The sequence below is a fragment of the Paraneptunicella aestuarii genome (genome assembly GCF_019900845.1).
In the GTDB taxonomy this organism is placed as follows: Bacteria; Pseudomonadota; Gammaproteobacteria; order Enterobacterales; family Alteromonadaceae; genus Paraneptunicella; species Paraneptunicella aestuarii.
Map to the genome: position 1 here is coordinate 1197650 of NZ_CP074570.1, position 22993 is coordinate 1220642.

A 22993-nucleotide genomic window follows, 5' to 3' on the forward strand; every position below is an offset into this window, starting at 1 on the left:
CTGTAAAGGTAAAAACGAATGCTAAATGAATTAGACAATATCGTAGAATTTTTACGCCGGGCAGAGCAGTTAAAAAATACCTTACGGCGAGCGTATACATCAGAAGGACGGCACGAAAGCACCGCCGAGCACACTTGGCGTTTATGCTTGATGGTGCTGGTGATGGAGAAGCATTACCCCGATATTGATACGCTTAAATTAATGAAAATGTGTATTGTGCATGATTTGGGCGAAGCGATTAGTGGTGATATTGCCGCAGTTGATCAGGTTCCGGGGCAAAACAAATCAGAGCAAGAACGACAGGATTTATTGCAATTGGTTGAGCCGTTACCTCATGAATTGCAGAATGAGATCATGGCGCTTTGGGATGAGTATGAACAAGCAGAATCCCAGGAAGCAAAGTTAGCAAAAGCATTGGATAAGCTGGAGACTATTTTGCAGCATACCCAAGGCATTAATCCCCCGGATTTTAACTACGCTTTTAACCTTGAATACGGTAAGCGCTACACGCAGTTTGATCCACTGACATCGCAATTAAGAGCAATATTGGACATTGATACCCAGCGTTTGGCAGATGAAAACCCGGTTGATTGAGTGTGTCAATAAAGGCTTCTGGAAAGGCTTTTTTTGAATAAGCCGAGATGCTGATATTCATCAGCATGACGAGGGTAAAGTCCGAAAAGATTTCCCCTAAATAGCCCTCACCCCGAATTGATTTCATGATCGTTGTCATTACCGCGAAGGCGGTAATCCATATGCACCGTTCCTGCAAAGTCCGCATGTTGTTGCAAGCTTTTAAGTTTATGGGTTTCTGCCTTCGTAGAAACGACACATAAGGCAAGGATTTGTTGTTAGTGTGAGACAAATGCTGATACTCATCAGCATCTTTCTCATTTAAAAGAACTAAAACCCACGTCGGAATTTTTTCAGAACATAATCCAGCACTTTTTCCCTGTCGGCAGAGACTGCAACATCAATCCACTGCCCATTGCCCGGTGACTTAATCGTATGTCCCTGATTCGGCTCTTGAATCGACACATCCAATTCCATCTTCTCAAACTGAATGGCGCTGGCGTCAATTTCCAGGCAGCTTGTCGCCATCACATCCCACAAATGATAAGTGTATTCATAAGAAGGAATAGAGGTAATCGTTGCAGCCCAGAATTGCCCGGCGAGTTCTGATAAAGGAAAATCCCGTTGAGCGGCAATGGCTTTTAAAAATGGCATGTCAATCGGCAGGCAGTTGGTGGCATCCAAGGCTACAAGCTTGATGGTTAACCCCATTTTAAACAGGTTGTTGGCGGCGTAAGGATCCCAATAAACATTCCATTCAGCACTGCCGTCATGGTTATGCATGGCGACATTGCCTTTTACGTCAACTGCGCCGCCCATCCAGATTACTTCATCAACCTTATCTTTTAGCTCGGGATGAGTTTCCAGCGCTTTGACTAGATTGCTACAAGGCCCGGTCATTAAGATACTGATTTTGTCTTCGCTTTCCTGTAATTGCTGGATGATAAAGTCGGAGGCGGAGAGTGAAGTTAACGCGCTGGTATCCAGTTCTGTGGCTAGCATTGTTGGCAATGCATTGACCATCTTGGGTTGCGCGCGCCAGTCGTAATGAAAAGGATTTACTCCATATAAATTGCCTTTCGCGACTTTGATATCCTTGCGCTGGAATAAGCTGAGTATTTTTAAGGTGGATTCTGTTGCATCTTCAAGAAAACAGTCCGCAGGAGTAATGGTGACTCCCAATAAATCAATGTCTTCCATGGTAAGGAGTAATACTAGCGATAAAAGGTCATCGATTCCGCCATCGTGATCGAATATGACTTTACGTTTGTTAGTCAGCATATGTACGTCCTGCTGTATATGAGATTGAGAGCATTTTCGCAATTATATGAGTTGAGGTGATCAAATAAACTAGAAATTTTCTGGTAAAAATATTTGCCTCAAAAGTAAAACATGGTATTGTAGCTGCGAGTGTGTTTCGGAAATGATTACATGGATGTATTTTTTTTCATTTCTCTTTTTCGTGTTCCTTTCCCTTCTTAATATTCTCTTCTTATTGCGACTTCTTAGTTATTCCATCTCAAAATTCTCAATTCGTAATAAGAGATTCATCCATATCCCGGTTGTTAAATTTGGCAACACTTTCGGACAGCTTTTTAACCTGTTTCCTTGGTTCGGTTATAGATTTACTCGCTCGAGGTATGTTATAAGGTGCTGCTTTGCCTTTTCCAGGGCAACTAATTGGGCGTAAAGCCCTTCAACACTAAACCCAATTAAGAATAATATTCTAAAAAAGGGAACACTCATATGACACACAAAACTCGCTTTACTGTGGCTGTTGCGGCAGCGGCAGTGAATTTAGCTTTAGCTGCATCTGCAGTTGCTTCTCCAATTAATCCTGCTATTGCCGCGAACATGCAGAAAAAAGAAGAGCAGGTAGAAAAAATTGAAGTTACCGGTTCGCACATTCGCCGTACCGATATGGAAGGCCCTTCTCCGATTGCGAGCCTGGATGAAACCGACATCGCTAACTCTGGTGTAACTGACTTAATCAGCCTGTTTACCAAATTGCCAATTTCTGGTCAGGGAACTTTCTCTACTCAAGGTAACAGCAGTGACGACACCGCTAATGGTGGCTCTTCTGTTTCATTGCGTGGTTTGGGCGCTGACTCTACCTTGATTTTGGTTAATGGTCGCCGTGTATCGGTATCCCCTTTCGCTAAAGGTATTCAAACAGCATTCGTTGATATCAACAATATCCCATTGGCTGCTATCAAACGTGTAGACATCTTGAAAGATGGTGCATCTGCAACTTATGGTTCTGATGCGATTGCCGGGGTAATCAACATTATCCTGAAAGACGACTTTGAAGGTTTCGAAGTTTCTGCCAAATATGGTGATACTGCTGACGGTGGTGGTGAAGAGCAAAACTTCAGCATGATTTGGGGAACCAGCAGCGAAAAAGCCAACCACACTTTCATCATGGATTACTATTCACGTGAAGAAGTGTTGTACGGTGATCGTGATTATTCACGTTCTGCTAACCAGTCTGCATTGCGTCCTAACGACCCTGATGCGGTTGACTTCAGAAGTTCGTCAGGTTTCCCTGGCACGATTGAGCTAGCCAGCTCTCCTGCCACTCGTATCCCTGATACATTTGGTAATGACGTTTGTCCAGCGGATCAAATCGTTGGTAACTTGTGCCGTTATGACTATGCACCAATGATGACCATGTACCCAGATGCAGAGCGTTTTAGCTTTAACTACATGGGTAACTATGAAATTTCTGACAACGTTAAGGCTTTCGCTGAATTAAACGGTCAGAACTCTAAATCAACGGTTCGTGGTGCCGGTAGCCCAAGCTTTGAAGAGTTGTTCATGTCGGGTGACAACGTTAATCATCCATTCGCGAATGACCCAGACCACGAATTCCACGGTCAGGACTTGACTATGCGTCGTCGTACAGTCGACATCGGTAACCGTGAAAAGCGTGTTGATAGTGATTACTACCGTGCCATCGTTGGTTTTGAAGGTGCAATGGGCGACTGGAACTACGAAGTGGCTTACAGCTACATCAAGAGTGAATCCGTAGAGCGCGGTGTTGACGGTTTCGCTAACATTGTTCGTTTACAAGAAGCTATCGACAATGGAACTTTCGACCCATTTGAACCTTCTTCAAACTCTCAGGAAGCATTGGATTACGTTGAAACGACAACGACCCGTGTTGGTAAGTCGACTAACAAGTCATTCGACGCGACCATTAGTGGCCCAATCATGCAAATGGGAACAAACGACGTCATGTTGGCGTTGGGTGCCGAGTATCGTGAAGAAAGCATCAGCGATAACCCGGATGACCAATTCTTGCGCGGCGAAATCTTTGGTACAGAAGCGACTCGTGCTAATGGTCGCCGTGACAGCACGTCTGTTTTCGCAGAAGTGTCATTGCCTGTAATGGATCAATTGGAACTACAATTGGCTGTACGTCACGAAGACTATAGCGATTTCGGTACAACCACTGATCCTAAAATTGCATTCTTGTGGACGCCAATGGACAACTTGTCTGTTCGTGGTTCATGGGGTACAGCATTCCGCGCACCTTCTCTACACCAGTTAGGTTTAGGTCGTACCGACGAGTCTCCAAACCTGGTTGATACAGTACGTTGTGCTGCTGTTGGCCTGGATTGTGTGCCTCGTGAATACACCGCTATCTTTGAAGGTAACCCTGAGTTGGAGCCAGAAGAGTCAACCAGTTACAACTTGGGTGTGATTTATGAAATCACTGAAGACCTGAGCTTCTCATTGGATTACTACAACTACGATATCGAGAACATTATCGACTCTGATACTCAGTTCGTATTTACTCAATTCGGTACAAATTCAGACATCGTAGAACGTTTGCCTGCCACAATCGCTGGCGACCCAGGTGAAGCACGATTCATCCACGATTCTTTCCAAAACATCGGTGATTTGGAAACATCTGGTTTGGATTTGGATGTTAACTATAAGCTGCAAACTTCAATGGGTGACTTCCGTTTTGGTTACGTGTTGAACTACGTATTGGATTTTGCTGAGTACAGACCTCAACTGAACGACGATGGTTCACTGAGCGCTAACAAACGCCTGAAAACCGAAGAAGGTGAATTCGAGCAACCAGAAGTGCGTTGGACTGCTTCAATGGCTTGGTCTCAAGACGACATGGCAGCTTCATTGGCGGCTAACTACATTGGTGAGTTTGACGGCAGCGAAGACGCTGGTTTTGGCGACAAAACCGTTGATTCAATGATGACTGTAGACGCAACATTCAGCTACATGGGCATTGAGAATACAACCTTGACAGTTGGTGCGACTAACTTGTTGAACGAAGAACCTCCGTTCAGCCACCATGACTTCATGGGTTACGTCAACACTGTACATAGTGGTCAAGGTCGCTTCTTGTACGTACAAGGTACTTACAAGTTCTAAAATAGGTTCTAAAAACGGTTAAGAATACAGCATTTTATTCTAAGAAATAGAATGCGGATTTTCTAAACCGCTTTGTCTATTTTAAAGTCAAAGATAATGACAAATTGAAAAAGGCTGGTGCGAACCAGCCTTTTTTGTGCCTGATGGAAATGAATAACAGGCTAGGGAATGTTGAAGTGTGAGTCCTTCACACCTGCAGCGTCATTCTGACGAAGGTCAGAATCTCCTTAAATTGCGCTTTATGTATGATTATGTTCGGATTCTAAAGAGATGCTGATATACATCAGCATGACGGCGGAACATACAGAACTCGTCATTCTGACGAAGGTCAGAATCTCCTTCAATTTCGCGTTATGCATGGTTATGTGTGAATTCTAAAGAGATGCTGATAGTCATCAGCATGACGCCAGTTAAGATTTGCTCTCGATATTTGTCATTACCGCGAAGGCGGTAATCCATAAATAAAACTGCGAAGGCGGTAATCCAGAGATAAAACAACAGAGCTTCACTTGCGCAGAGCTCTGTACTTGCGCAGAGCTCTATATAAATTCATCCGTAGCTAATATGTTGGTACAACGAGGTTAGAACAACCCAGCAGGGCTGCTGCAATCAGCCTAAAACGTCAGGGTTAGCTTGGCGAAGGCGTTGCGTTCGTTTTGGATCAGGCTGCCTAGCTGGTCGTTTTCCACTGCATTAGCTGAGTAACCAACGTACAGGGCTGAGAAGGCGCTGTAGCGGTAGGTGTAAACCAGTTGTCCGCCCAGGTTTTTATAGCGACGGCTGATGGGGAAAACGAAGTTGTCGGCATTGAAGCTGGAGTTTTCGTAAATCAGTGAGAAACGCAATTTGCTGGCGCTGTTAAATTGATAATCGGCGCGTAAATCGGTCAGTCGCACCACATAAAGGTTGTCATCTGCCGAATCCAGGTTCTCATAAGTGTAAGTGGCTTTTAGCTGCAAGCTGCGTGACGCGTCCCAGGAAATAATCGGCTGCCAGTGGAATTGGTCAGCGCGGCGGTTGTTCGCCCAGTCAATGGTGTCCCCTTTACGTAAGAGCGTACTAAAGTAAACATCGCCTGCGGGGCGGAACTCAAAGAACAGGAAGGCGAAGTTCAGGTCGAAGTCTGGCACATTATTGGCGATGTCGGTGGTGGTACCGTCGTAGCGTATTCCCACATGGCTTTGCGTGCCAATGCCGGTGCTGATCTTGGATTGATAGTCACCGAACAGGTTAGCTTGAATTTCCCAGTTATCGCGTAGTTTGTCGTTGTTGATGTTGGTGTCTTGCGACCAGGTGAAGCGCAGTTCTTGCTTGTTCCAGATAAAGCGGGGCTCGTAGGACACTAATGCGCCTTGCAAAATCGAGTATTGCCAATCTACTTTTTCTTCAAAGCCCAAATCGGCACGTACATCTTCGCCATTATGAATATGTTTGGCGTAGAACCACCAGTTACGAGCGTTGTGAGATAAATCTACCTGCCATGCGATGCCTGTTAGCTTTTCATCACCACGAGCTCGAACACTGGCCTCATTGGAGCAGTTGTGGCATAGCTGGTCAGCTAAATAATCAGGATATTGGGTTTCTGAGCCCAGGATATGCCATCTTACGGCGGTGCTGTCGGTAAAACGGTAGTTACCGTCAAAGGCGACCACATAGTTATGATAATTGTCCGATTCTCTCAACGTAGTAGTGACGCCCAAAGAGGAATCATTGCCGTAATCATAGCGATAACGCAAAGCCGCATTCTGGCTACTTTCGTTAAGGCGTGTTACGCGAGAACCCAGGTTGCCCGGGATTAACAGGCTGGTGACATTATCATCGGCGATCAAGGCCGCAATGGTATGTTGATCCTTTCTGCTGGTGAACTTCACGCCGTAATCGGGATCAACAATATTACGAGTGTGCAGCAGGTTGTAAAAGCTGTCGAAATAGTTCTGGTTTTGCAGGAAGAAGCGGCGTTTTTCCGGGAAATACAGAGCAAAATCGTTGTTCACGGATATCTGTGCGTCATCAATCTCAATCTGGGAGAAGTCAGGATTGAAGGTGGCTGACAGCAAATCATCAGAGGTGATATGCCAGTTCACATCAGCACCAAATTCAATATCGGTATCAGACTGCCAATCGCCACCAGAATACACATCTCGCACTTCGGAACGGCTCACTACCAATGAGGGATTGATCTCAATTTTTTGTGATTTTCTGGCTTCTTTAAAGCCGTTTACTGGCTGCAACTGGCATAATGCGCAGCTGTTATTGCGATCCACTTTGATGTGCGATAAACGGTATTTCACTTCGCGTTGATACCAGCGCAACAGCTCAACACCCCAGGTTTTTTCATTGCCGCCATCGTTAAAATGCAAGCTCGTCATAGGAATGGCGAATTCTGCAGTGAATCCGGTTTCTGTTTGGTGAGTTTTAGAATGCCAAATGGTATCCCAATCGTCGGACTCGGTTCCGTTAACCTCGCTTTGTACGGCGTCTATTTGTACGCCAAGGGGATTAACATAAAAATGATAAGCCAGCTTTTGTGTGCCGTAGGTGTCCAGAATAATGCCAACCAAATCATCGTCCCAAACGTTGTCTCTGTCTCGTAAATTGGCACGCATATTTTCGGGAGAGGGTTCTTGCGCTTCAAAGCCTATGTATAGAGTGTCTCCACCGTCAAAAATATAAGCTTTTGTTGCTACTGGTGGGGCGGTGTTTTCATAAGGAAGTGTGACGTAATTCAGCTCAAATGAAAGGGCTTGCTGCCAGACCGTTTCGTCTAATTTTCCATCTATAGAAATTTCACCTTTAAGGCTTGGGATGCTTTGACTATCTAAAATATAGTTTCCGTCTTGTGCCTGAGTTGAAGAAATTGGCACAAATGATAATGCAGATAAAATAACCGATAAAAGTAACGGTTTTGAGTAGTCATTAATCAGTGTTTTAATTTTTAACATCATGCAAATTCTTATTAAAAGTTGGCACGAACAGCATTGTTTAAGCGTTATTTTCTAACGAACAACCTTAACGATAAATTCGTAAAAAGACTATCTCCCTAATCAGAGTGAGAGTGCCCAATTATTTGAATATAAAGGCTAAATTTGAACTTTTTATAGAGAATAATTTCTCAAGTTCACTGCAAATTTACTGCTAAGCAAGAGTAAACGGGTAAATTGGATGTTAAGCGAAAGATATTATTTATGTTCGAAATGAATAATTCTCTTTTAGCTATATTTACTCACAATAGCTGAAAAATATTTGAAGCTTGTGAGATTTACATTACCGTTACTTAAGTGCTTGTTTGCGAAGAAAAACAACCACAATAAAGATTTTATTCAGCCTCTTCATCATGAATACGTATGCAGCTGGTAGTTTTATTTCATGATTTTGTCAATATAATGAGAGTGATGAAAATACTTATCCATATGGGTGGGTTGCAGTGAAGAAAAATCATGTATTAATCGTCGGTGGAACGTCCCTCGACACCATTATTCAGCTCTATTCTCCGTTAAAGCAAGGGCCTCAAACAACATGGGCAAAATCCTGTTATAAGGCTGTGGGCGGAACGGGAGCCGGGAAAGCCTTAAACCTGTCTCGTTTGGGATTTGAGGTTTCGCTGCATACCTGCCTGGGTAATGACGCCGAAGCGCAAGCGGTGATAGACGGCCTGACTCATGGCAACATTCAGTTGTTGATTGAGCGAGGTTCTCAACCTACTGAGCAGCATACCAATTTGATGACACCGGAAGGCGATCGTACTTCTATCTACACCCATCCGCCGGAGAATCCCAAAGAGTTCGATATGTCGGGTGTGGAAGAAGCCATGAAGCGTACCGATATTGCGGCTATCAGCATTCTGGATTACACCCGACCTACATTGGCGCTAGCGAAGCAATACGACAAGCCTTTGTGGATAGACTTACATGATTACGACGGCAAGAATCCCTATCATCAGGAATTTCTGGATGCTGCTGATGTGGTGTTTCTGTCTTCTGATAAGTTGCCGGACTATCGCTCTTTCATGCAGCAACAAATTGATGATGGTAAGTTGCTGGTGGTGTGTACTCATGGCAAACAAGGCGCTACAGCGCTGGACGTGACGGGCAAGTTCTATGAGCAAGCCATTATTGAAGATTACGCACTGCTGGATAGTAATGGCGCGGGTGATGCCTTCTTTAGTGGCTATCTCTATGCCCACATGCAGGAAAAATCCATTTCTGAATGCATGTTAGCCGGTGCGATTGTGGCAGGCATGTGTATTGAGTCGCCACTTCTTTTCAATGAATCTTTGCAAGGCGAGTTTGTTGATAACGCCATGCAAGCTGTGGTTCGTGGCTGATCTGTCATGGAGTTGTTTAATATGATGGTTCGTCCGGGGCACATTGACCATGAATATCGGTCTTGGCAGTAAGCAGACCGTTGCGTACCCGTCGGAATCAACGTCAGCCTCTTTTTCCTCCTCTTTGCTGACGTCGTTACTGACGGATCATGACGACCTGACATCTCAACCCCATACAAACTTACATGCACAACATGTTTGGCGCGTGTGGTTGTTAATTTGGCAACAATGTCGTCAGTTATCTGCCACCAATGCTCGTATGTTGGTGCTCTACAGTGCCTTGGCTGCCGTGCTTTCCATGCCTATTTTGTTGTCGGCGTATTTGGGCGTTGCGGTTGATGCCATGCAATACACGCTGGATTGGTCGGCCTTTATCCCGCTTAGCGTGCTGTGTGCTTTGGCTGTCGTGCTTGGGTTATTTGCTGAATGGCAGGGAAATCGCAGTGCGGCACGTTTGAACAGTCTGGTTTGCCATCATCTGGTGGAGCGGGTTTGGTGGCGATTAATGTCGGTGCGAAGTCTTGCATACGGGCAATTTGCGCAAAGTGAACTGGTCAGCCGCCTCACCGACACCACGGAAACCTTGCAAAAGCATCAGCTTTTTGTCATCCAGCAATTAATTCGTTCCCTGTTTGTGGTGGCTGTGACTATTGTCGTTCTGCTTAGCCATCATCCTGTGTTTATTGTCTTGGTTGCCGCCTTTGTGTTTATCACTTGCTATTGGCCGATTGTCATCGCCAAAACAGCCGACCCAGCCATTGCTGAAGAACCCCGTCAGTTGGCACGAGTCAATGGTTTGATAACGTCAGCGATTGGGCAACAACTGGCGCTGAGATTCACCCGAGGAAACGGCGTTCTGGCACGTTGTTATGAACTGTTGAAATCCTTGGCGCTCAATCAGGCTGACAAATGGTGGCGCTGGAATGTGTCGTTCAACACCAAGGTAACGCTGAATTTACTCAGCCACATCAGTATTCTCGGATGTGGTGGGTTTCTGTATTTGCAGGGGGCGATTGAACTGGCGGATCTGGTGGTGGTGTATGTGCTTAGTTCCATGGTTATTCCGCGTTTGGACAACCTGTACAAAATCTACAATTACTTGCAATCGCTTCGGGTCTGTTACGACAAGTTGGCTCAGTTAGAGGCTGTTAGCGATTCCGTTCCTATTGCGGCTGATGAGAAAGCCGAGTCCAAAGTAGAAAAAACAGAAAAAACAGAAAAAATACAGACTATTGAATCGCTAACCCTACAACATCTTGGGTTTTGTTATCCGGAAAAAACAGAAGCTGTATTTAGCGATTTGAACCTGACATTCCTGCGTGGGCAATCCTATTTTATTCATGGTCGCAGTGGTAGCGGCAAGACGACATTAGGTAATCTGATTGCAGGATTGGTGCAGCGCACATCGGGTGAGATTCTTCTTAATGGGCAAGTGCAACAAGCGTTAAATCACAAGGATTATTGGGCGCGTTTGTCGTTGCATGACCAGTCTAATCTGGTGCTGGAACAACTGTCGGTGATGGACAATATCAAGCTGTTTTTGCGAGATAGCCAAGATCAAAATCTGTCCGCTGAAATTGAATTGAGATTACAACGAGCCATTCGTGTTCTGGATTTTGAGTCGTGCTTGTACAAGCCTGTTCGTGCCTTATCTGGCGGTGAAAAACAGCGTTTATGTTTTATTCGCAGTTATATTAAACCGGCGGATATTTACCTGTTTGACGAAGTGACGGCGGCGATGGATCGCAATACCGAGACTCAGCTAATGCGTTTGATTTTAGGTGATAGCAGTGTGGATTCTGGTGCCAATCCTGAGCAGAGCATCCCGTCGTTATGCGATAACGCCATGGTGATTTTCATTAGCCACAATCTGCATTTGGCTGAGCGCTTTGATCATCAGGTCGACTTGTTGCAGGAGAAAGGGGCATGAGATTCTTTCACATGAAAAAAGCTAGTCTTACATTAGCTCGCCTGATCTTCTTGCAACACAAATGGCACACCGGGCTGTTATTGTCGTTTATCTTTTTGGTGTCGCTATTCTCCTTCATGCTGCCCTTGATGTTTAGCGTGGTTATCGAGCAAGTGTTACCGCAGCAATTACAGACGCATTTCTATTTGCTGCTGCTGATGTCTATTGCCTTGGTTATATTACGTTTCTTCCTCAATGGTGCGCAGGATTATTTGTTTTTAAGCTTGCGAACGACCATCGAGCGCCAGGTTAGTCTGGATTTTCTAACTAAAGCTATCTGGCATTACCCGGCTACAGAATTGCAACGTGTTGGGCATATCAAGCTAGCGAATCGGCTCATGCTTTGGTTGAGCAACTTTCAGTATTTCCTTTCCGAATTTATTTTCTTCTGCGGATACGCGGTTGTTGTGTCGGTGCTGGTTTTCGTTGTGCTGTTTATGGTGCAGCCTGGGTTTGCGCTGTGGGCTTTGGCGTTTCTGGTGTTGCATTGGCTTAATTTCCACTTTCATCATCCCATCGTTAAAGCGCTGTCGGGGCAATATAACCAGGCCAAGGGCGAGCTGGCTCAGCTTTTGGGCAATAGTTTTGCGGCAAAACGCATGATTAATGTGAGCCAGAGTGAAGGGCTGTTATTGCAATCACTGGATCAGGAATTAATGGGTTTGCATAGCCAGCTTAATGGACGGGAGCAAGCGGCAAATGCGCAAGAACTAATTCAAAACCTGCTACGCGCTATTCAATTTATGGGTTTTGTGCTGCTGGGCATGTACGGCATTGAGCAGCAACAGTTGAGCATTGGTGAATTGCTGCTGTGTATCTTGTTGATTGGATTGGCGTATCAGCCTGTGTATCGCTTAAGTGCCGTCACCAAATCCTTGGCAGAAGCACAAAGTCAACTACAACAAATAGCTCAAGTCATTGATTGTAAAAATAATAATTCATCAGAGTCAGCCGAAGCTCTCAAGCATGAGATTGAGCTGGTGTCGGTTGCGAATGTCACGCTTGAAAACGTCACGCTACGCCGAAGCGATAAAACCTTACTAAATGCGCAATCGGCGACCTTTCAGCGCGGCAACATCTACTTGATCGAAGGTGTCAGCGGCGCAGGTAAAAGCACCTTGTTGCAGCTATTGGCGGGTGTCGTCGCACCTGATGGCGGAGCTGTTTTGTGGGATAAGGCTAATCCTCAGCAGTTGTCTATTGCATCACAAAGCGAGCAGGTCACCTGGATGGGGCAATACAGTGGTTTTGTGGAAGGGACGATTATTGAGAACCTGACCGGTTTTGCTTCTGAGGTTGATTGGTCGCGTGTCGAAGAGGTTCTGCAACTGGCTGGGTGTGAGTTCTTGCTTAACGAGAACAGTTCTCTCGACAGAAGCAAATTGGAAACAGCGCTATCGCCAAATGCCGAGCAATTCTCAGGCGGTCAGGCGCAACGCCTAAACCTGGCAAGAGCGTTATATCAACATGCCCAGATTCGATGCTTCGATGAGCCTACTGCCAATCTCGATGTAGCAACCGAAGCCGCCATTTTTGATGCCCTGCAAAAGACCAAACAAGATTGCATCACCTTCATTGTGTCCCACAAGCCAAGCACTCGCCGTATTGCTGATGAGGTTTTGCTACTGAACAGCGGTCAACTTCAGAAAGAGAAAACTCAGGGAGGCGTTGAACAATGAGTCTCATTTTTGCAAAAGTACAGCAATGGTTTGAAGCGGATTATCAACGTTTGCATGAAGGGCAAAACCCCTTGCGAGGCTATGCGGTATTACTTGTTGCGGTGGTTTGCGCCTTAATGGTTAGCTTTTATTGGGTGCAACACCCGGTACAGGAAGTGCTACATCAATCCGGACGTGTTGTGTCCGTTAAACAGAATTCATCTGAAATTACACTCAATATTCCGCCCACTTGGGCATCCCGAATCAACCCCGGTCTGACGGTTCATTTTACCGATAACAAGGGCAATCGGATCACCTCACATATCACAGCCTTAACGCCTGTTCTGGAAGAAAAAACGCAGGAGCCGCAATTACAGGCAACCGTGATATGTGAACCATGCGAACTGACCTTTAGTCAGTCAGTGAGTTTGCATGTGGTGACAGCCAAGCGCTCAATGTTAGACATGCTTGGTCAGACCTTTATCACCAGTAACGCTGGTAAGTGAGACAACGAATGCGTGTGGATTTGTTTAATGACCTGATGACCCGTGAAGACCATTGTCATGACGGTGAGCAATATGTGGAGTCTTATCGTGCCTTTGATCGCATGAAGGATTTGAGAACCCTGGACTTCGTGGATTTTGTGCGTATTCCACCGGGCGCGACTATCGGGCGCCATCAACATGGCGACAACTGTGAGTGGTACGTTATCACTCAGGGCACAGGCACCATGTGGTTTAAAGGTGAAGAGTTACAGGTCAAGCCCGGTGATGTATTGATGAACCCAGCTAATGGTGAACATGGGTTGGTCAACGATTCTCAGGAAGACATTCACCTGGTCGTGATCCAGTTTAGTGGAGAAGGACAAAATGAATACTGAGCAAGTGCTGGATATTGAGCACCGCTTAATGAGCCCCGGCGTTTCGCAGGAAACACAACTTGCCGATGTGGTCTTTGAGCGCGGCGAAGGCAGTTATTTGTTTGATATCGAAGGCCGATCGTATCTGGATTTTGGCGCGGGGATCTTTACCCAGAATGTGGGTCATAACCACCCGCATGTGGTGAATGAAGTTAAACAACAGGTAGACAAGCTTTGGAATGTCCATGATGGTAGTACCGAAGCCCGAGCCAAGGCTTGTGTCGCTTTACATAAACATCTTCCTGACGAGCTTAGTCGAGTGGCGTTTTTTACCACCGGAGCAGAAGCGGTCGAAGCAGCAATTCGTGCTGTGTTTAGCGGTGCTCCGCCACAAAAGCAGAAGCTTGCGGCATTACGTTACGGTTTTCACGGCAAAACCCAGGGCGCACGCAGTCTGGTGCATTGGGATATTGGTTATAGTAACGAGTCTGGCAACAGTGTGCTTGGCTACGCGGCTAACTGTTATCGCTGTCCGTTAGGGCGCACTTATCCTTCTTGCGACATGCAATGTGCGCAACTGGTGAACCGGCATATTAGCTCCAAGCCCAATATCGCTGCATTGTTTTTCGAACCGGTGCAAGGCGCGGCTGGTGTGATTGTTCCACCACAAGAGTATTGGAGCATGATCACTCAGGTATGCAAAGACAATGGCGTTTTGCTGGTGGCGGATGAAGTGGTGTCTGCCGGTGGTCGCACAGGACGGTTTTTAGCCAGCCAGCACTACGGCATCGAACCGGATTTGGTCGTGGGTGCCAAGGGCTTAAGTTCCGGGTTCCCCTTTTCCATGTTAGCCGGTACTGAAGCTTTAATGGGGCAAGGTGAATTTGCTGGTGCGGGTGCGACCTCTTCGACTTTTGGCGGTAACCCCATGAGCTGCACCGCCGCGTATGCCACGCTGGAAGTATTGGATAATGAGCAAGTGCTGGAATCTGTCGAAGCTAAAGGCAAGCGCCTTGGCGGCGGACTGCGGGATTTGATGCATGAACATGAAGTGATTGGCGATGTGCGAGGTATCGGCTTGCTGTGGGCGCTTGAGTTTGTGTCCTGTCGCAAGAATAAAACTCCCGCGCCAGATATCGCCGCTCAGTTTTATCAAGCTTGTATGAAAGCTGGCGTGAGAGTGTGCCTGGGCGGAAACATCGTGCGAATAGGGCCTCCACTGAATGTGAGTGATGCGGATATCGACAAAGCCTTGGCGGTGTTTGATCAGTGTTTACAGACAATTGCATCTTAAGAAAGTAGTAACGGGCAGTATGGAGGTTACGTGAGTCAGACCAAATCAGCGTTGCATGATCAGCTTTTTGACAAGGCAACATTATTGGAAGAGATGAAACGACAGCGTTGGTTCGCCCAGCAGCATATCGACATTGATTCTGTGGAGATTCTGGATTGGGTACAAATACCTCTGGATGGCGAAATACCTATTGATTATAGCTCGGCTATGCCGCCCCGGTCTTTGTACTGGCTAAAAATCAAGGTGGCGGATACCCATGTGTATTCCGTGGTGATTGAGCGTTTGCCTGAACTGAAAGATGCTTCGTTGCACCCGGGATTTTTCCAGCAATTAAAGTTGGCAGGTGATGAAGGCTTTGTGACCCAGCAAGGCGCAGTGATCAAGCTCACCGGTGATGTTCACCAACATATTATTACCGATATGCAGGAGTTTGAGCCGGGCAGCAGTAATACCTTGATGCGTTGTGCAACGCCGCAAGGTGAATATGTGTTGAAACAATATCGCATTGTGAATCCTCGCAGTGATAATGAAGTTCGCGTGATGCAAGCCGTGTCGGAACAAGACATCACGCCCAACGTGTTAGGCGTGATTGAGTATCACAGTCGTTCTCAGTTGGATGAGCAAGGCAAGAGGCAAGGAAAGGCGCAAGTTAAATATTTGGGAATAATGACTGAACTGGTGCATGGTGAACCGATTCATCGCTTGTATAGCCAATCTATTCGACAGCTTATCGCCGACCTGAATCAAGGTGTAAAAACGCCCGATGATATTCTGCCTGAAGCAGCCAAATTACAGCCGCTGTGCTACAAAATCGGTGAGCATACCCGCTTGTTTCATCAGCATTTAAATCAATCCTATTCTCAGCAAATTGCTGCCAGTGAAGGCTTTGATGTGCAAACCTACCTGACTCGCTTTAAAGGCCGTTGGCGTCGTGTCTACCAAGCTGTAAAGCAAGATAACACTTTAACCGAACAGGTTCGAGCTCAGGTGTTATCCCAACTACGAAAATGCGCCAAGCATATGCTGACATTGGCACACCCAGCCTTGGGCAAAACCTTGCCTGTGTCTATCGCGCACAGCGACTTGCATTTGGGGCATGTGTTTGTGGATCTGGAAGACGATTATTACTGCCGCATTATTGACCCTTCACCGATCAGTCTTGACCCCAAAGACGCTATGTTTTCGACTCAGTTGTCCTTGATGGATGTGGTGAGCCTGCATCGTGGATTGGAATATTTCTCATTTGACGAAATTGCCGATGCCATAGGCCATTGGCAAGAGCGTGATACTAGCCTAGTCGCCGATGAATTACTTATGCAACCGGAGACGCTTCGGGCTTCTTGTCCTCATTTGTTTCCTTTGTTGAAAAACTGGAGTGGGGCGGTGGTGCGTTATCTTAACGACGGCTATCGCTTAAACCAAAGTGCCCATTCCTTGTCCATGACAGAACAGGAAGAAATCGTGTTGTATCAGGCCTTTTATTTTCATCGTCTGTTGCAAGAACTGGATTACAACTACGCCTACGGACGGCAGTTTTTCAAAATCTGTGATTTGTATTATTTGCGCACCTTAACCGAGGAATTAAGTCTATGAGAATACTGGAAGTGTATTTGGAATGCGGTGGTTACGACTATCAGCTTATCAAAGGTGGAATTTCCGTATACACATGGAATTTGAGTAATGCTCTTTTACAAGTAGGTAAAGAGCAAGCATCTCCCGAGCCAGTGGAAGAGGTCGCAATTTTAACGGCGATGCATGGTCAGCAAGCCTATTTGCAAGAGAAACATGGCTTGGTAGAACTGGACTATGAACATCAATGGCAAATGCGCATTGATGCCGATCCTGCCATCTGGGGCAGTGAGTATAAAGTGGCGGGGCAACAGATAAAGCTGGATCTCACTACCAAAGCCTATCGTCTGGATAAGGGCGACGTCAGTATTTATATCCTCTCGAATCATATTCTGGATTTGTACCCTGATACTTACTATCCGCCCTATGAAAGCAAAGGCAAAGACATTGGTTTCTTCAAGCCTTTAGTGTTTCAGGCCGAGGTGATCCACTTTATTCGTCACTATTTTGCGGAGCAAAAATGGATTGTTCATGCTCATGAACCTTATTACCAGTATTTGATCCCGCCAGCGTTCCAGCATGACGATAGCAAGCTGGTGATCAGCACAGTACAAAGCAATATGCCAATCAATAAAAAGGTGTATTTGCCAAAAGTGATTTCCTTGTGTGAGCAATTGGATATTGCCATTGAACCTGAGCAGTTTGTCGATGATTTCCCGGCAACGCCGTTTAACCAGTGCTTGCTGGATTACTTGCCATTCACGCACTTGAATTACCCTTATCCGGATGATTACGTGAACCTTTTTGCCTTGTGCGTGGAATACAGCGACAAGGTGGATTTTCTCTCGGAAGGGCATTTGGAATTTTACAGCCAGTTTTACGGTACAGCATTCCGTCCGTTGTTTACTCAGTTACGCATTGGCGAATTAGTGGCGGCGAATCAGCACAAGTTCTTTGTGGGTGGCTGTGCGATTTCCGATAGCTGGCTACAGAAGGACTTTTCGGTTTATTCGCGAGAACAAACCTTGCAGACGTTGGGTTTAAACCCGGCACTTCCTACTTTCTTCCATAACGCTCGTTATGCGCCTAATCATAAAGGGCAAGTGGAGTTGGTGTTGGCAGTAGAGCGCTTTTTGGCAGCGGGTAATCAAGCTAATTTTATTTTGCGCTGTGTCTCGGGCAGCGGCATTCCTGATCAACGTTTCCACGAGTTGGCGACAAACTATAGCGATAAGGTGGTACTGCGCTGGGAAATGCAAGCCGAAGATGAACTGATGGCCATGGCGGCGGCGTCAGATTTTGCCTTGTTTCCCTCCAAGTTTGAGATGGATACCTTTTTGATTGCCATTGGTGAAGCCATGTTGGCGCAATGTGTGCCCATCGCATCAGAACAATTGGGTATGAAGCATTGGTGGCAGTGTGAACAGTTTAGTGAAGGCCATCCAGCAACGGGTTTTAGCGTTATTCGTTCCTTCCGGGAAGAAGATCCTGAATTGATTGAGTCTTTGCTGGTGTCCTTCGAGCAGTCTATGACGCTGTTTTCCGATCCTGTGGCATTACAAAAACAGAAAGCCTATGCCAGAGAGCATGCTCTCACATTCACCTGGCAACAATCGGCTAAACAGCATTTGGCGGTGATGAATGAGCTGGTTGCCGGTAGCACCAATAAACCTGAAAGCCAATTTTCTGAGAGTGCTTCGTTGATTATGAGCCAGGGGGAGCTGGTCAGCACCCGCTTTGGTGTTGGCGAATTGCAAGATGATCAGCTACCTGTTTTGCATGTCTCTGCTAATCCTACCTCTGGAAATCGCATCGAATATCGTTTTGCACAAGCAGTGTCAGTGGTAGTATTTATTCCCATGGAACTTGAGGCAAAGCAACAAAGTGAACGATTCGAACGCTTAGAATTAGAGCAAATCGAGTCGGGAGTATTCGCTGCCGACGTTGCTTTTGAGCAGGTTCAGAACGTGTTTTTACTGGTGACAGTGCAAGGTGGTGATCAATTCTGGGACGGCATGAGTGATGTTTTCCCGGTTAAACACAGGAGTCAGTCATGATGTCTGGAAATGCAAATCCTATCCCGAGGTTAATGGCATTACTGTTGGCTGGTGGTAAGGGCTCTCGCTTAAAAACCCTGACCAAAGACATGCCCAAACCATTGGTTCCTTACGCGGGAACCTGTCGAATGATCGACTTTAGCCTGCGCAATTGTGTGAAATCCGGCGTGCAGGAGTTGTTGCTCATGTCGAAGCACGAAGAGCGACAAATTCACGATTACTTGCTTGAGGAATGGAAAGACAGTCTCAAGCTGCATTTTGGTTGTTACAACGATATTCACGATCAAGTGCCTGAAGAGGTGTATGCTCGTGTCACACGGTTAGAAGAAAAAGGCACAGCCGATGCGCTGATCCGCAATCAGCCTTTTATTGATCGTGACGACATCGACGATGTGTTGATCCTGCATTCCGACCATATTTACAACTTCGATTATCGCCCCATGTTTGAGCAGCACAAACGAACCGGGGCAGCGTTAACCTTGGGATTTCAGCAAATACCCAGACGTTTTGTGTCCTTATTTGGCATGACAGAATTTGATGCTGACAATAACCTCACCGCGTTTGTTGAAAAGCCCGCCAATCCTACATCTGATTACGTTTTTACCGCCGTGTGTATTTTCGATAAAGCCGTTATGTATCGTTATCTCGATCAGATGCATAAAGAACACGGATTGGGGCTGGATATCAGCCATCACCTTATTCCAGCCATGCTTGCCAATGGTGAAGTCATCAAGGGTTTCAAGTTTGATGATTATTGGGAAGACATCGGCACTACCGAGCGTTATTACCTCGGACATATGCGTTTATTGCACGAAACCATTGGCTTAAATCCGCCAGTGACCTTACCGGGCGCAGAGCTGATTACCTTGGCTAATGTCGGTAAATTGCAAAACGTGATTATGTCCAGAGCGCTACCGGCGAATCAATTCACCGCGAAAAACAGCGTGATTTATCCCGGAGCCATTATTGAGCCAAATTGCTATATCAAGGATTCCGTCATTATGCCTGGAGCAACGATTTCGTCCGGGCAAGAAGTGACGGGAGCTTTGGTTGGTATATACGAAACCGAGTATTTCAGCAGTTCAATCACTGATAATCAGAGCCAGGTTGTGAGCTCTGAGGAGGCGTCTGTATGACTTATATCGTAGTTGATGTTGGCGGTACCAATTTGCGAGTTGGTGTCTATGATTCCGAACGTCCGGCTGATTCGGCCTTAACCCAGGTTAAGCGTGTCAAAGTTCAAAGCCTGGAGGTAACTAACGACACAGGTGAAAATCTGTATCGACAGTTTCTGGATCAGTTACAGGAATGTCTCGAGCCTTATTTGCGCCAGTATCCTGATACTCCTGTCGGGATCTCGTTTCCGGGGCCTGTGACACCCGAAGGTATTGTTACCGCAGCGCCCACTTTATGGGGCGATGAACTTCACAATATTCCTTTATTGCAGGATTGCCGCAAGTTACTTGAACGGGATGTGGTGGTACTCAACGATATTACCGCGGCGGTTTGGCGTTATGCCGACATCATGAGTGAAGATTTCTGCCTGTATACCATTTCATCTGGCGTTGGAAATAAAGTCTTCCGACAAGGCGAAGTGCTGTTGAACGAACGAGGTATGGGCGGCGAATTAGGGCATTGCCAAGTGGCTTTTGATGAATATGCGCTACCTTGCGATTGCGGTGGCAGCGGGCACTTGGGGGCTGTGGCTTCGGGTCGCGGCATGGTGCAATTAACCCGCTTTATGGCTTCGTTAGATCCCAAAGGCTTCAAGAAGTGCCGTTTACATGAACTTTGCCTGGGCAAACCCGAATATATCAACACTCACAAATTGGTTGCTGCGCTGTTGCAGGGCGATGAGTTCTGTACCGAAGTGATGAAGAAAAGCCAGCGTTATCTGGTGACCACCATGAGTAATCTTTACCACGCCATTGGTATTAAACGTTTTGTGTTCATTGGTGGTTTTAGTGTGGCTTTGGGGGATGTGTATTTGCGTAGCTTGCAATCCATCGTAGCTGAATTTCAGTGGTTTGGGCTGGATAAAGAAGAACTGCCCAAGCTTTGCCGCATGGGCTATAAGGATGATGACCATAGCCTGATTGGTATGGGACGTTATTTGCAGCAGTATCATAAATCCGAACGTGAATTTATCGATCGTATTGCCTTGGGTGAAGAGGAAAGGGTGCATGAGTAACCCTTCTCAAAACGGCTCAAACGCGCTTCAAAAAAGCAGAACCGGGCTGTTTATCCTCGGAGGCAGTACCTATTACACGCTGTTGCTGATTGATTCACTTCGCAGCAATGGCGTGTTAGAGGGATTGCGTCGTATTACCCTGTTTGGTCGTAATCATCAGCGCTTAAGCCTACTCGCTGAAATGTGCCAGCAGTTGGTGGATGAGTATGTGCGTGATGTCCGTGTAGACATATCCACCGATATTCACGATTGCTTGCACGAGGATTATGGTTTGTTGTTCAACCAGATCCGCTTTGGTGGCATGAGCAGTCGTGATCAGGATGAGAAGATTGCCTTGCAACACGGCTTGGCTGCCGATGAGACCATTGGCATTGTCGGCGTGAGCAATGCCATTCGAGCAATTCATGGCATGACGCCTTATCTGGATGTTATCAAGAACAAGGCTCAGCCTTATACCCTTGTGAATTTCACGAATCCTTGTTCCATTTTGACTCAGTACATGGTCAGTCACTATCAACTGCCAGTGGTGGGGATTTGTGACTACCCACAAATGATGAAAAGCAAAATCGCCACCGCGCTTCAATGTAAGCCTGATGCGCTTGATATGGCGTATTTTGGTTTGAATCATTTTGGTGTGGTGCATTCCGTTAAGGTGGACGGCAAGGAGTATTTGCCTGAGCTATTGCAGAGCGAGTTTGACCAAGCGTTACCTTTCAAACCGCAATGTAATGAATACTTCAACACCTTGTTGAATGTGTCTTGGCGTTATGTGTTTGAACAGCAACAAGTGGTGCAGGAGCAACAATCCAAAATTAATCGCGCTGCGCAATTACTGGAATTTGAATCCACTATGGATGCTTTGTTGCGTGATGGTATTCGCGATCCTAACGCTTATTTCGAGGTATTAGGACAGCGTAATTGTGACTGGTTCAATCTGGTGGTCTCGCCCTTGTTTTCTAATTTGCTGGGCTTGGAACAACATACAGTAATAGCCAATGCGCCTGCGGTAACGGGCGACAATGCTCTTCGCAATCCACTGGGATTAAATGCCGCTAGCTGCATTATGGAAGGCGTGTGTTCGCCTGGTGGTTTGCAGCTTGAAGCCCAAGCTTTGCCTGAAGCGCTGTTGCAGAGCCAGGAATATGCCTTGATCCGACAAATGAAACAGTCGGAATTACAGTTGTTGCAAGCCATTGTGTCGGGTGACGCAAATGGTATCGTCGCTGCGTGCCTGGTTAATCCGATGATCCGTGAATTAGGTAAGGTGCAAGCCTATTTTCAAGAGGTTTGTCTGCAAGACAAGCTGATCCAACGGGTGTTTCAAAATACCCAGTCTTTGTCTCCAACTCAGTTGTTTTTACCGGGAGATACGGTATGAGTGTGACCTTTATTTTTGATAAGAATCAGTTGTTAAACAACGGATTACTGCATATTCCCAGCTTTTTCAAAGGTGAGCATTTATATGCAATTCAAGATGAATTGCTACAAATGCTGGACGATAAAAGCAAGATGATCCCAAGAGAAGGCTCTGAGCATTTTTTCCAGAAATATCAGTCCACAAGCTACTGTTTTGTGAATCAACACGTTCATTATCCAACGCTAAAGGCGTTAGAAAGTAATGTACTGATTGAGTCGATTTTGAACAGCATTTTCCCGGAAGGTTATCAGTTGCAGCAGTCATTGGTGCAGCACAATAAAGCCGGTGAAGGTCAGGCGATTCCGTGGCATCAGGATGTACATTTTGAAAAAGTAGCTCCCAGTAAGATGTTTAATTTCCTGCTTTATCCCTTTGATACCACCATGGAAAGCGGCGCATTGCATTTTGTACTGGGCAGTCATAAGCAAGGCCGTTTGCCGACAGGCAACCCTCATGATCCGTTATCCGGCGAACAGGCCATTGCGCCAAAAGCCGGGGATTTGATCATTGGTGATTGCCGCCTGTTCCACAAAGTAAACCACAACTATTCCAATCAAGATCGAGTGTCGGTCAACATGCGTTTTCATTCTTCCGAAGTGAAACCTGAAGACACCCAAATTGGTGTATATCGTAATGGTCAGGTGAACTACGCTGGCTAGCTCCGTGGTTGAACAGAGAGAT

General features: G+C 46.2%; 16 protein-coding genes. 14 read left to right on the top strand and 2 right to left on the bottom strand.

Going from position 1 to position 22993, the window contains the following annotated elements:
• Nucleotides 1-18: 18 nt before the first annotated feature.
• Complete coding sequence (locus KIH87_RS05010; RefSeq protein ID WP_232360442.1) at nt 19-594, top strand: HD domain-containing protein; 576 nt, start codon at nt 19-21, stop codon at nt 592-594.
• 309 nt (nt 595-903) lie between these two features.
• Here the strand turns inward: KIH87_RS05010 and KIH87_RS05015 are convergent, their stop codons facing one another.
• Nucleotides 904-1854: a nucleoside hydrolase gene (locus tag KIH87_RS05015; protein WP_232360443.1), complete on the bottom strand. Its 951-nt coding sequence runs from the start codon at nt 1852-1854 to the stop codon at nt 904-906.
• 465 nt (nt 1855-2319) lie between these two features.
• On the opposite strand from KIH87_RS05015, the gene KIH87_RS05020 reads away from it, so the two are divergent.
• Nucleotides 2320-4974: a TonB-dependent receptor plug domain-containing protein gene (locus tag KIH87_RS05020; protein WP_232360444.1), complete on the top strand. Its 2655-nt coding sequence runs from the start codon at nt 2320-2322 to the stop codon at nt 4972-4974.
• A 614-nt stretch (nt 4975-5588) separates the two neighbouring features.
• Here the strand turns inward: KIH87_RS05020 and KIH87_RS05025 are convergent.
• Nucleotides 5589-7919: a carbohydrate binding family 9 domain-containing protein gene (locus KIH87_RS05025; RefSeq protein WP_232360445.1), complete on the bottom strand. Its 2331-nt coding sequence runs from the start codon at nt 7917-7919 to the stop codon at nt 5589-5591.
• A gap of 479 nt (nt 7920-8398) precedes the next feature.
• Here KIH87_RS05025 and KIH87_RS05030 point away from each other — a divergent pair, with 479 nt between their 5' ends.
• Genes KIH87_RS05030 through KIH87_RS05085 form a run of 12 tightly spaced genes read left to right on the top strand, consistent with a single transcriptional unit; the run spans nt 8399 to nt 22971 of the window.
• Nucleotides 8399-9298, top strand: a complete 900-nt coding sequence (locus tag KIH87_RS05030; RefSeq protein WP_232360446.1) for a carbohydrate kinase family protein — start codon at nt 8399-8401, stop codon at nt 9296-9298.
• 49 nt (nt 9299-9347) lie between these two features.
• A complete protein-coding gene (locus tag KIH87_RS05035; protein ID WP_232360447.1) occupies nt 9348-11228 on the top strand; it encodes an ATP-binding cassette domain-containing protein in 1881 nt (626 codons plus the stop codon).
• 11 nt (nt 11229-11239) lie between these two features.
• Nucleotides 11240-12946, top strand: a complete 1707-nt coding sequence (locus KIH87_RS05040) for an ATP-binding cassette domain-containing protein (protein ID WP_232360448.1) — start codon at nt 11240-11242, stop codon at nt 12944-12946.
• A complete protein-coding gene (locus KIH87_RS05045) occupies nt 12943-13431 on the top strand; it encodes a hypothetical protein (protein ID WP_232360449.1) in 489 nt (162 codons plus the stop codon). Before KIH87_RS05040 ends, KIH87_RS05045 begins: the two co-directional genes overlap by 4 nt.
• Nucleotides 13432-13439: 8 nt before the next feature.
• Nucleotides 13440-13805 carry a cupin domain-containing protein gene (locus KIH87_RS05050; protein ID WP_232360450.1) on the top strand — a complete coding sequence of 122 codons (366 nt, stop codon included), beginning with the start codon at nt 13440-13442 and terminating at the stop codon, nt 13803-13805.
• Complete coding sequence (locus KIH87_RS05055; RefSeq protein WP_232360451.1) at nt 13795-15078, top strand: aspartate aminotransferase family protein; 1284 nt, start codon at nt 13795-13797, stop codon at nt 15076-15078. The genes KIH87_RS05050 and KIH87_RS05055 overlap by 11 nt, the downstream gene beginning before the upstream one ends.
• Nucleotides 15079-15108: 30 nt before the next feature.
• Nucleotides 15109-16671 carry a phosphotransferase gene (locus tag KIH87_RS05060; protein ID WP_232360452.1) on the top strand — a complete coding sequence of 521 codons (1563 nt, stop codon included), beginning with the start codon at nt 15109-15111 and terminating at the stop codon, nt 16669-16671.
• Nucleotides 16668-18704, top strand: a complete 2037-nt coding sequence (locus KIH87_RS05065; RefSeq protein ID WP_232360453.1) for a glycosyltransferase — start codon at nt 16668-16670, stop codon at nt 18702-18704. Before KIH87_RS05060 ends, KIH87_RS05065 begins: the two co-directional genes overlap by 4 nt.
• On the top strand, nt 18701-19840 hold the full coding sequence (locus tag KIH87_RS05070; RefSeq protein WP_232360454.1) for a sugar phosphate nucleotidyltransferase: 1140 nt from the start codon (nt 18701-18703) through the stop codon (nt 19838-19840). The genes KIH87_RS05065 and KIH87_RS05070 overlap by 4 nt, the downstream gene beginning before the upstream one ends.
• The gene (locus KIH87_RS05075) at nt 19837-20895 is read left to right on the top strand and encodes an ROK family protein (protein ID WP_232360455.1); all 1059 of its coding nucleotides are present in this window, start codon (nt 19837-19839) and stop codon (nt 20893-20895) included. Before KIH87_RS05070 ends, KIH87_RS05075 begins: the two co-directional genes overlap by 4 nt.
• The gene (locus KIH87_RS05080; RefSeq protein WP_232360456.1) at nt 20888-22273 is read left to right on the top strand and encodes a family 4 glycosyl hydrolase; all 1386 of its coding nucleotides are present in this window, start codon (nt 20888-20890) and stop codon (nt 22271-22273) included. The genes KIH87_RS05075 and KIH87_RS05080 overlap by 8 nt, the downstream gene beginning before the upstream one ends.
• Complete coding sequence (locus tag KIH87_RS05085; protein WP_232360457.1) at nt 22270-22971, top strand: phytanoyl-CoA dioxygenase family protein; 702 nt, start codon at nt 22270-22272, stop codon at nt 22969-22971. Before KIH87_RS05080 ends, KIH87_RS05085 begins: the two co-directional genes overlap by 4 nt.
• Nucleotides 22972-22993 lie beyond the last annotated feature (22 nt).

Excerpts from the sequence above, each read along its gene's own strand:
- KIH87_RS05010 (WP_232360442.1), top strand. The coding sequence starts at position 19 with ATGCTAAATGAATTAGACAATATCGTAGAATTTTTACGCCGGGCAGAG.
- KIH87_RS05015 (WP_232360443.1), bottom strand. The coding sequence starts at position 1,854 with ATGCTGACTAACAAACGTAAAGTCATATTCGATCACGATGGCGGAATC.
- KIH87_RS05020 (WP_232360444.1), top strand. The coding sequence starts at position 2,320 with ATGACACACAAAACTCGCTTTACTGTGGCTGTTGCGGCAGCGGCAGTG.
- KIH87_RS05025 (WP_232360445.1), bottom strand. The coding sequence starts at position 7,919 with ATGATGTTAAAAATTAAAACACTGATTAATGACTACTCAAAACCGTTA.
- KIH87_RS05035 (WP_232360447.1), top strand. The coding sequence starts at position 9,348 with ATGAATATCGGTCTTGGCAGTAAGCAGACCGTTGCGTACCCGTCGGAA.
- KIH87_RS05040 (WP_232360448.1), top strand. The coding sequence starts at position 11,240 with ATGAAAAAAGCTAGTCTTACATTAGCTCGCCTGATCTTCTTGCAACAC.
- KIH87_RS05045 (WP_232360449.1), top strand. The coding sequence starts at position 12,943 with ATGAGTCTCATTTTTGCAAAAGTACAGCAATGGTTTGAAGCGGATTAT.
- KIH87_RS05050 (WP_232360450.1), top strand. The coding sequence starts at position 13,440 with ATGCGTGTGGATTTGTTTAATGACCTGATGACCCGTGAAGACCATTGT.
- KIH87_RS05055 (WP_232360451.1), top strand. The coding sequence starts at position 13,795 with ATGAATACTGAGCAAGTGCTGGATATTGAGCACCGCTTAATGAGCCCC.
- KIH87_RS05065 (WP_232360453.1), top strand. The coding sequence starts at position 16,668 with ATGAGAATACTGGAAGTGTATTTGGAATGCGGTGGTTACGACTATCAG.
- KIH87_RS05070 (WP_232360454.1), top strand. The coding sequence starts at position 18,701 with ATGATGTCTGGAAATGCAAATCCTATCCCGAGGTTAATGGCATTACTG.
- KIH87_RS05075 (WP_232360455.1), top strand. The coding sequence starts at position 19,837 with ATGACTTATATCGTAGTTGATGTTGGCGGTACCAATTTGCGAGTTGGT.
- KIH87_RS05080 (WP_232360456.1), top strand. The coding sequence starts at position 20,888 with ATGAGTAACCCTTCTCAAAACGGCTCAAACGCGCTTCAAAAAAGCAGA.
- KIH87_RS05085 (WP_232360457.1), top strand. The coding sequence starts at position 22,270 with ATGAGTGTGACCTTTATTTTTGATAAGAATCAGTTGTTAAACAACGGA.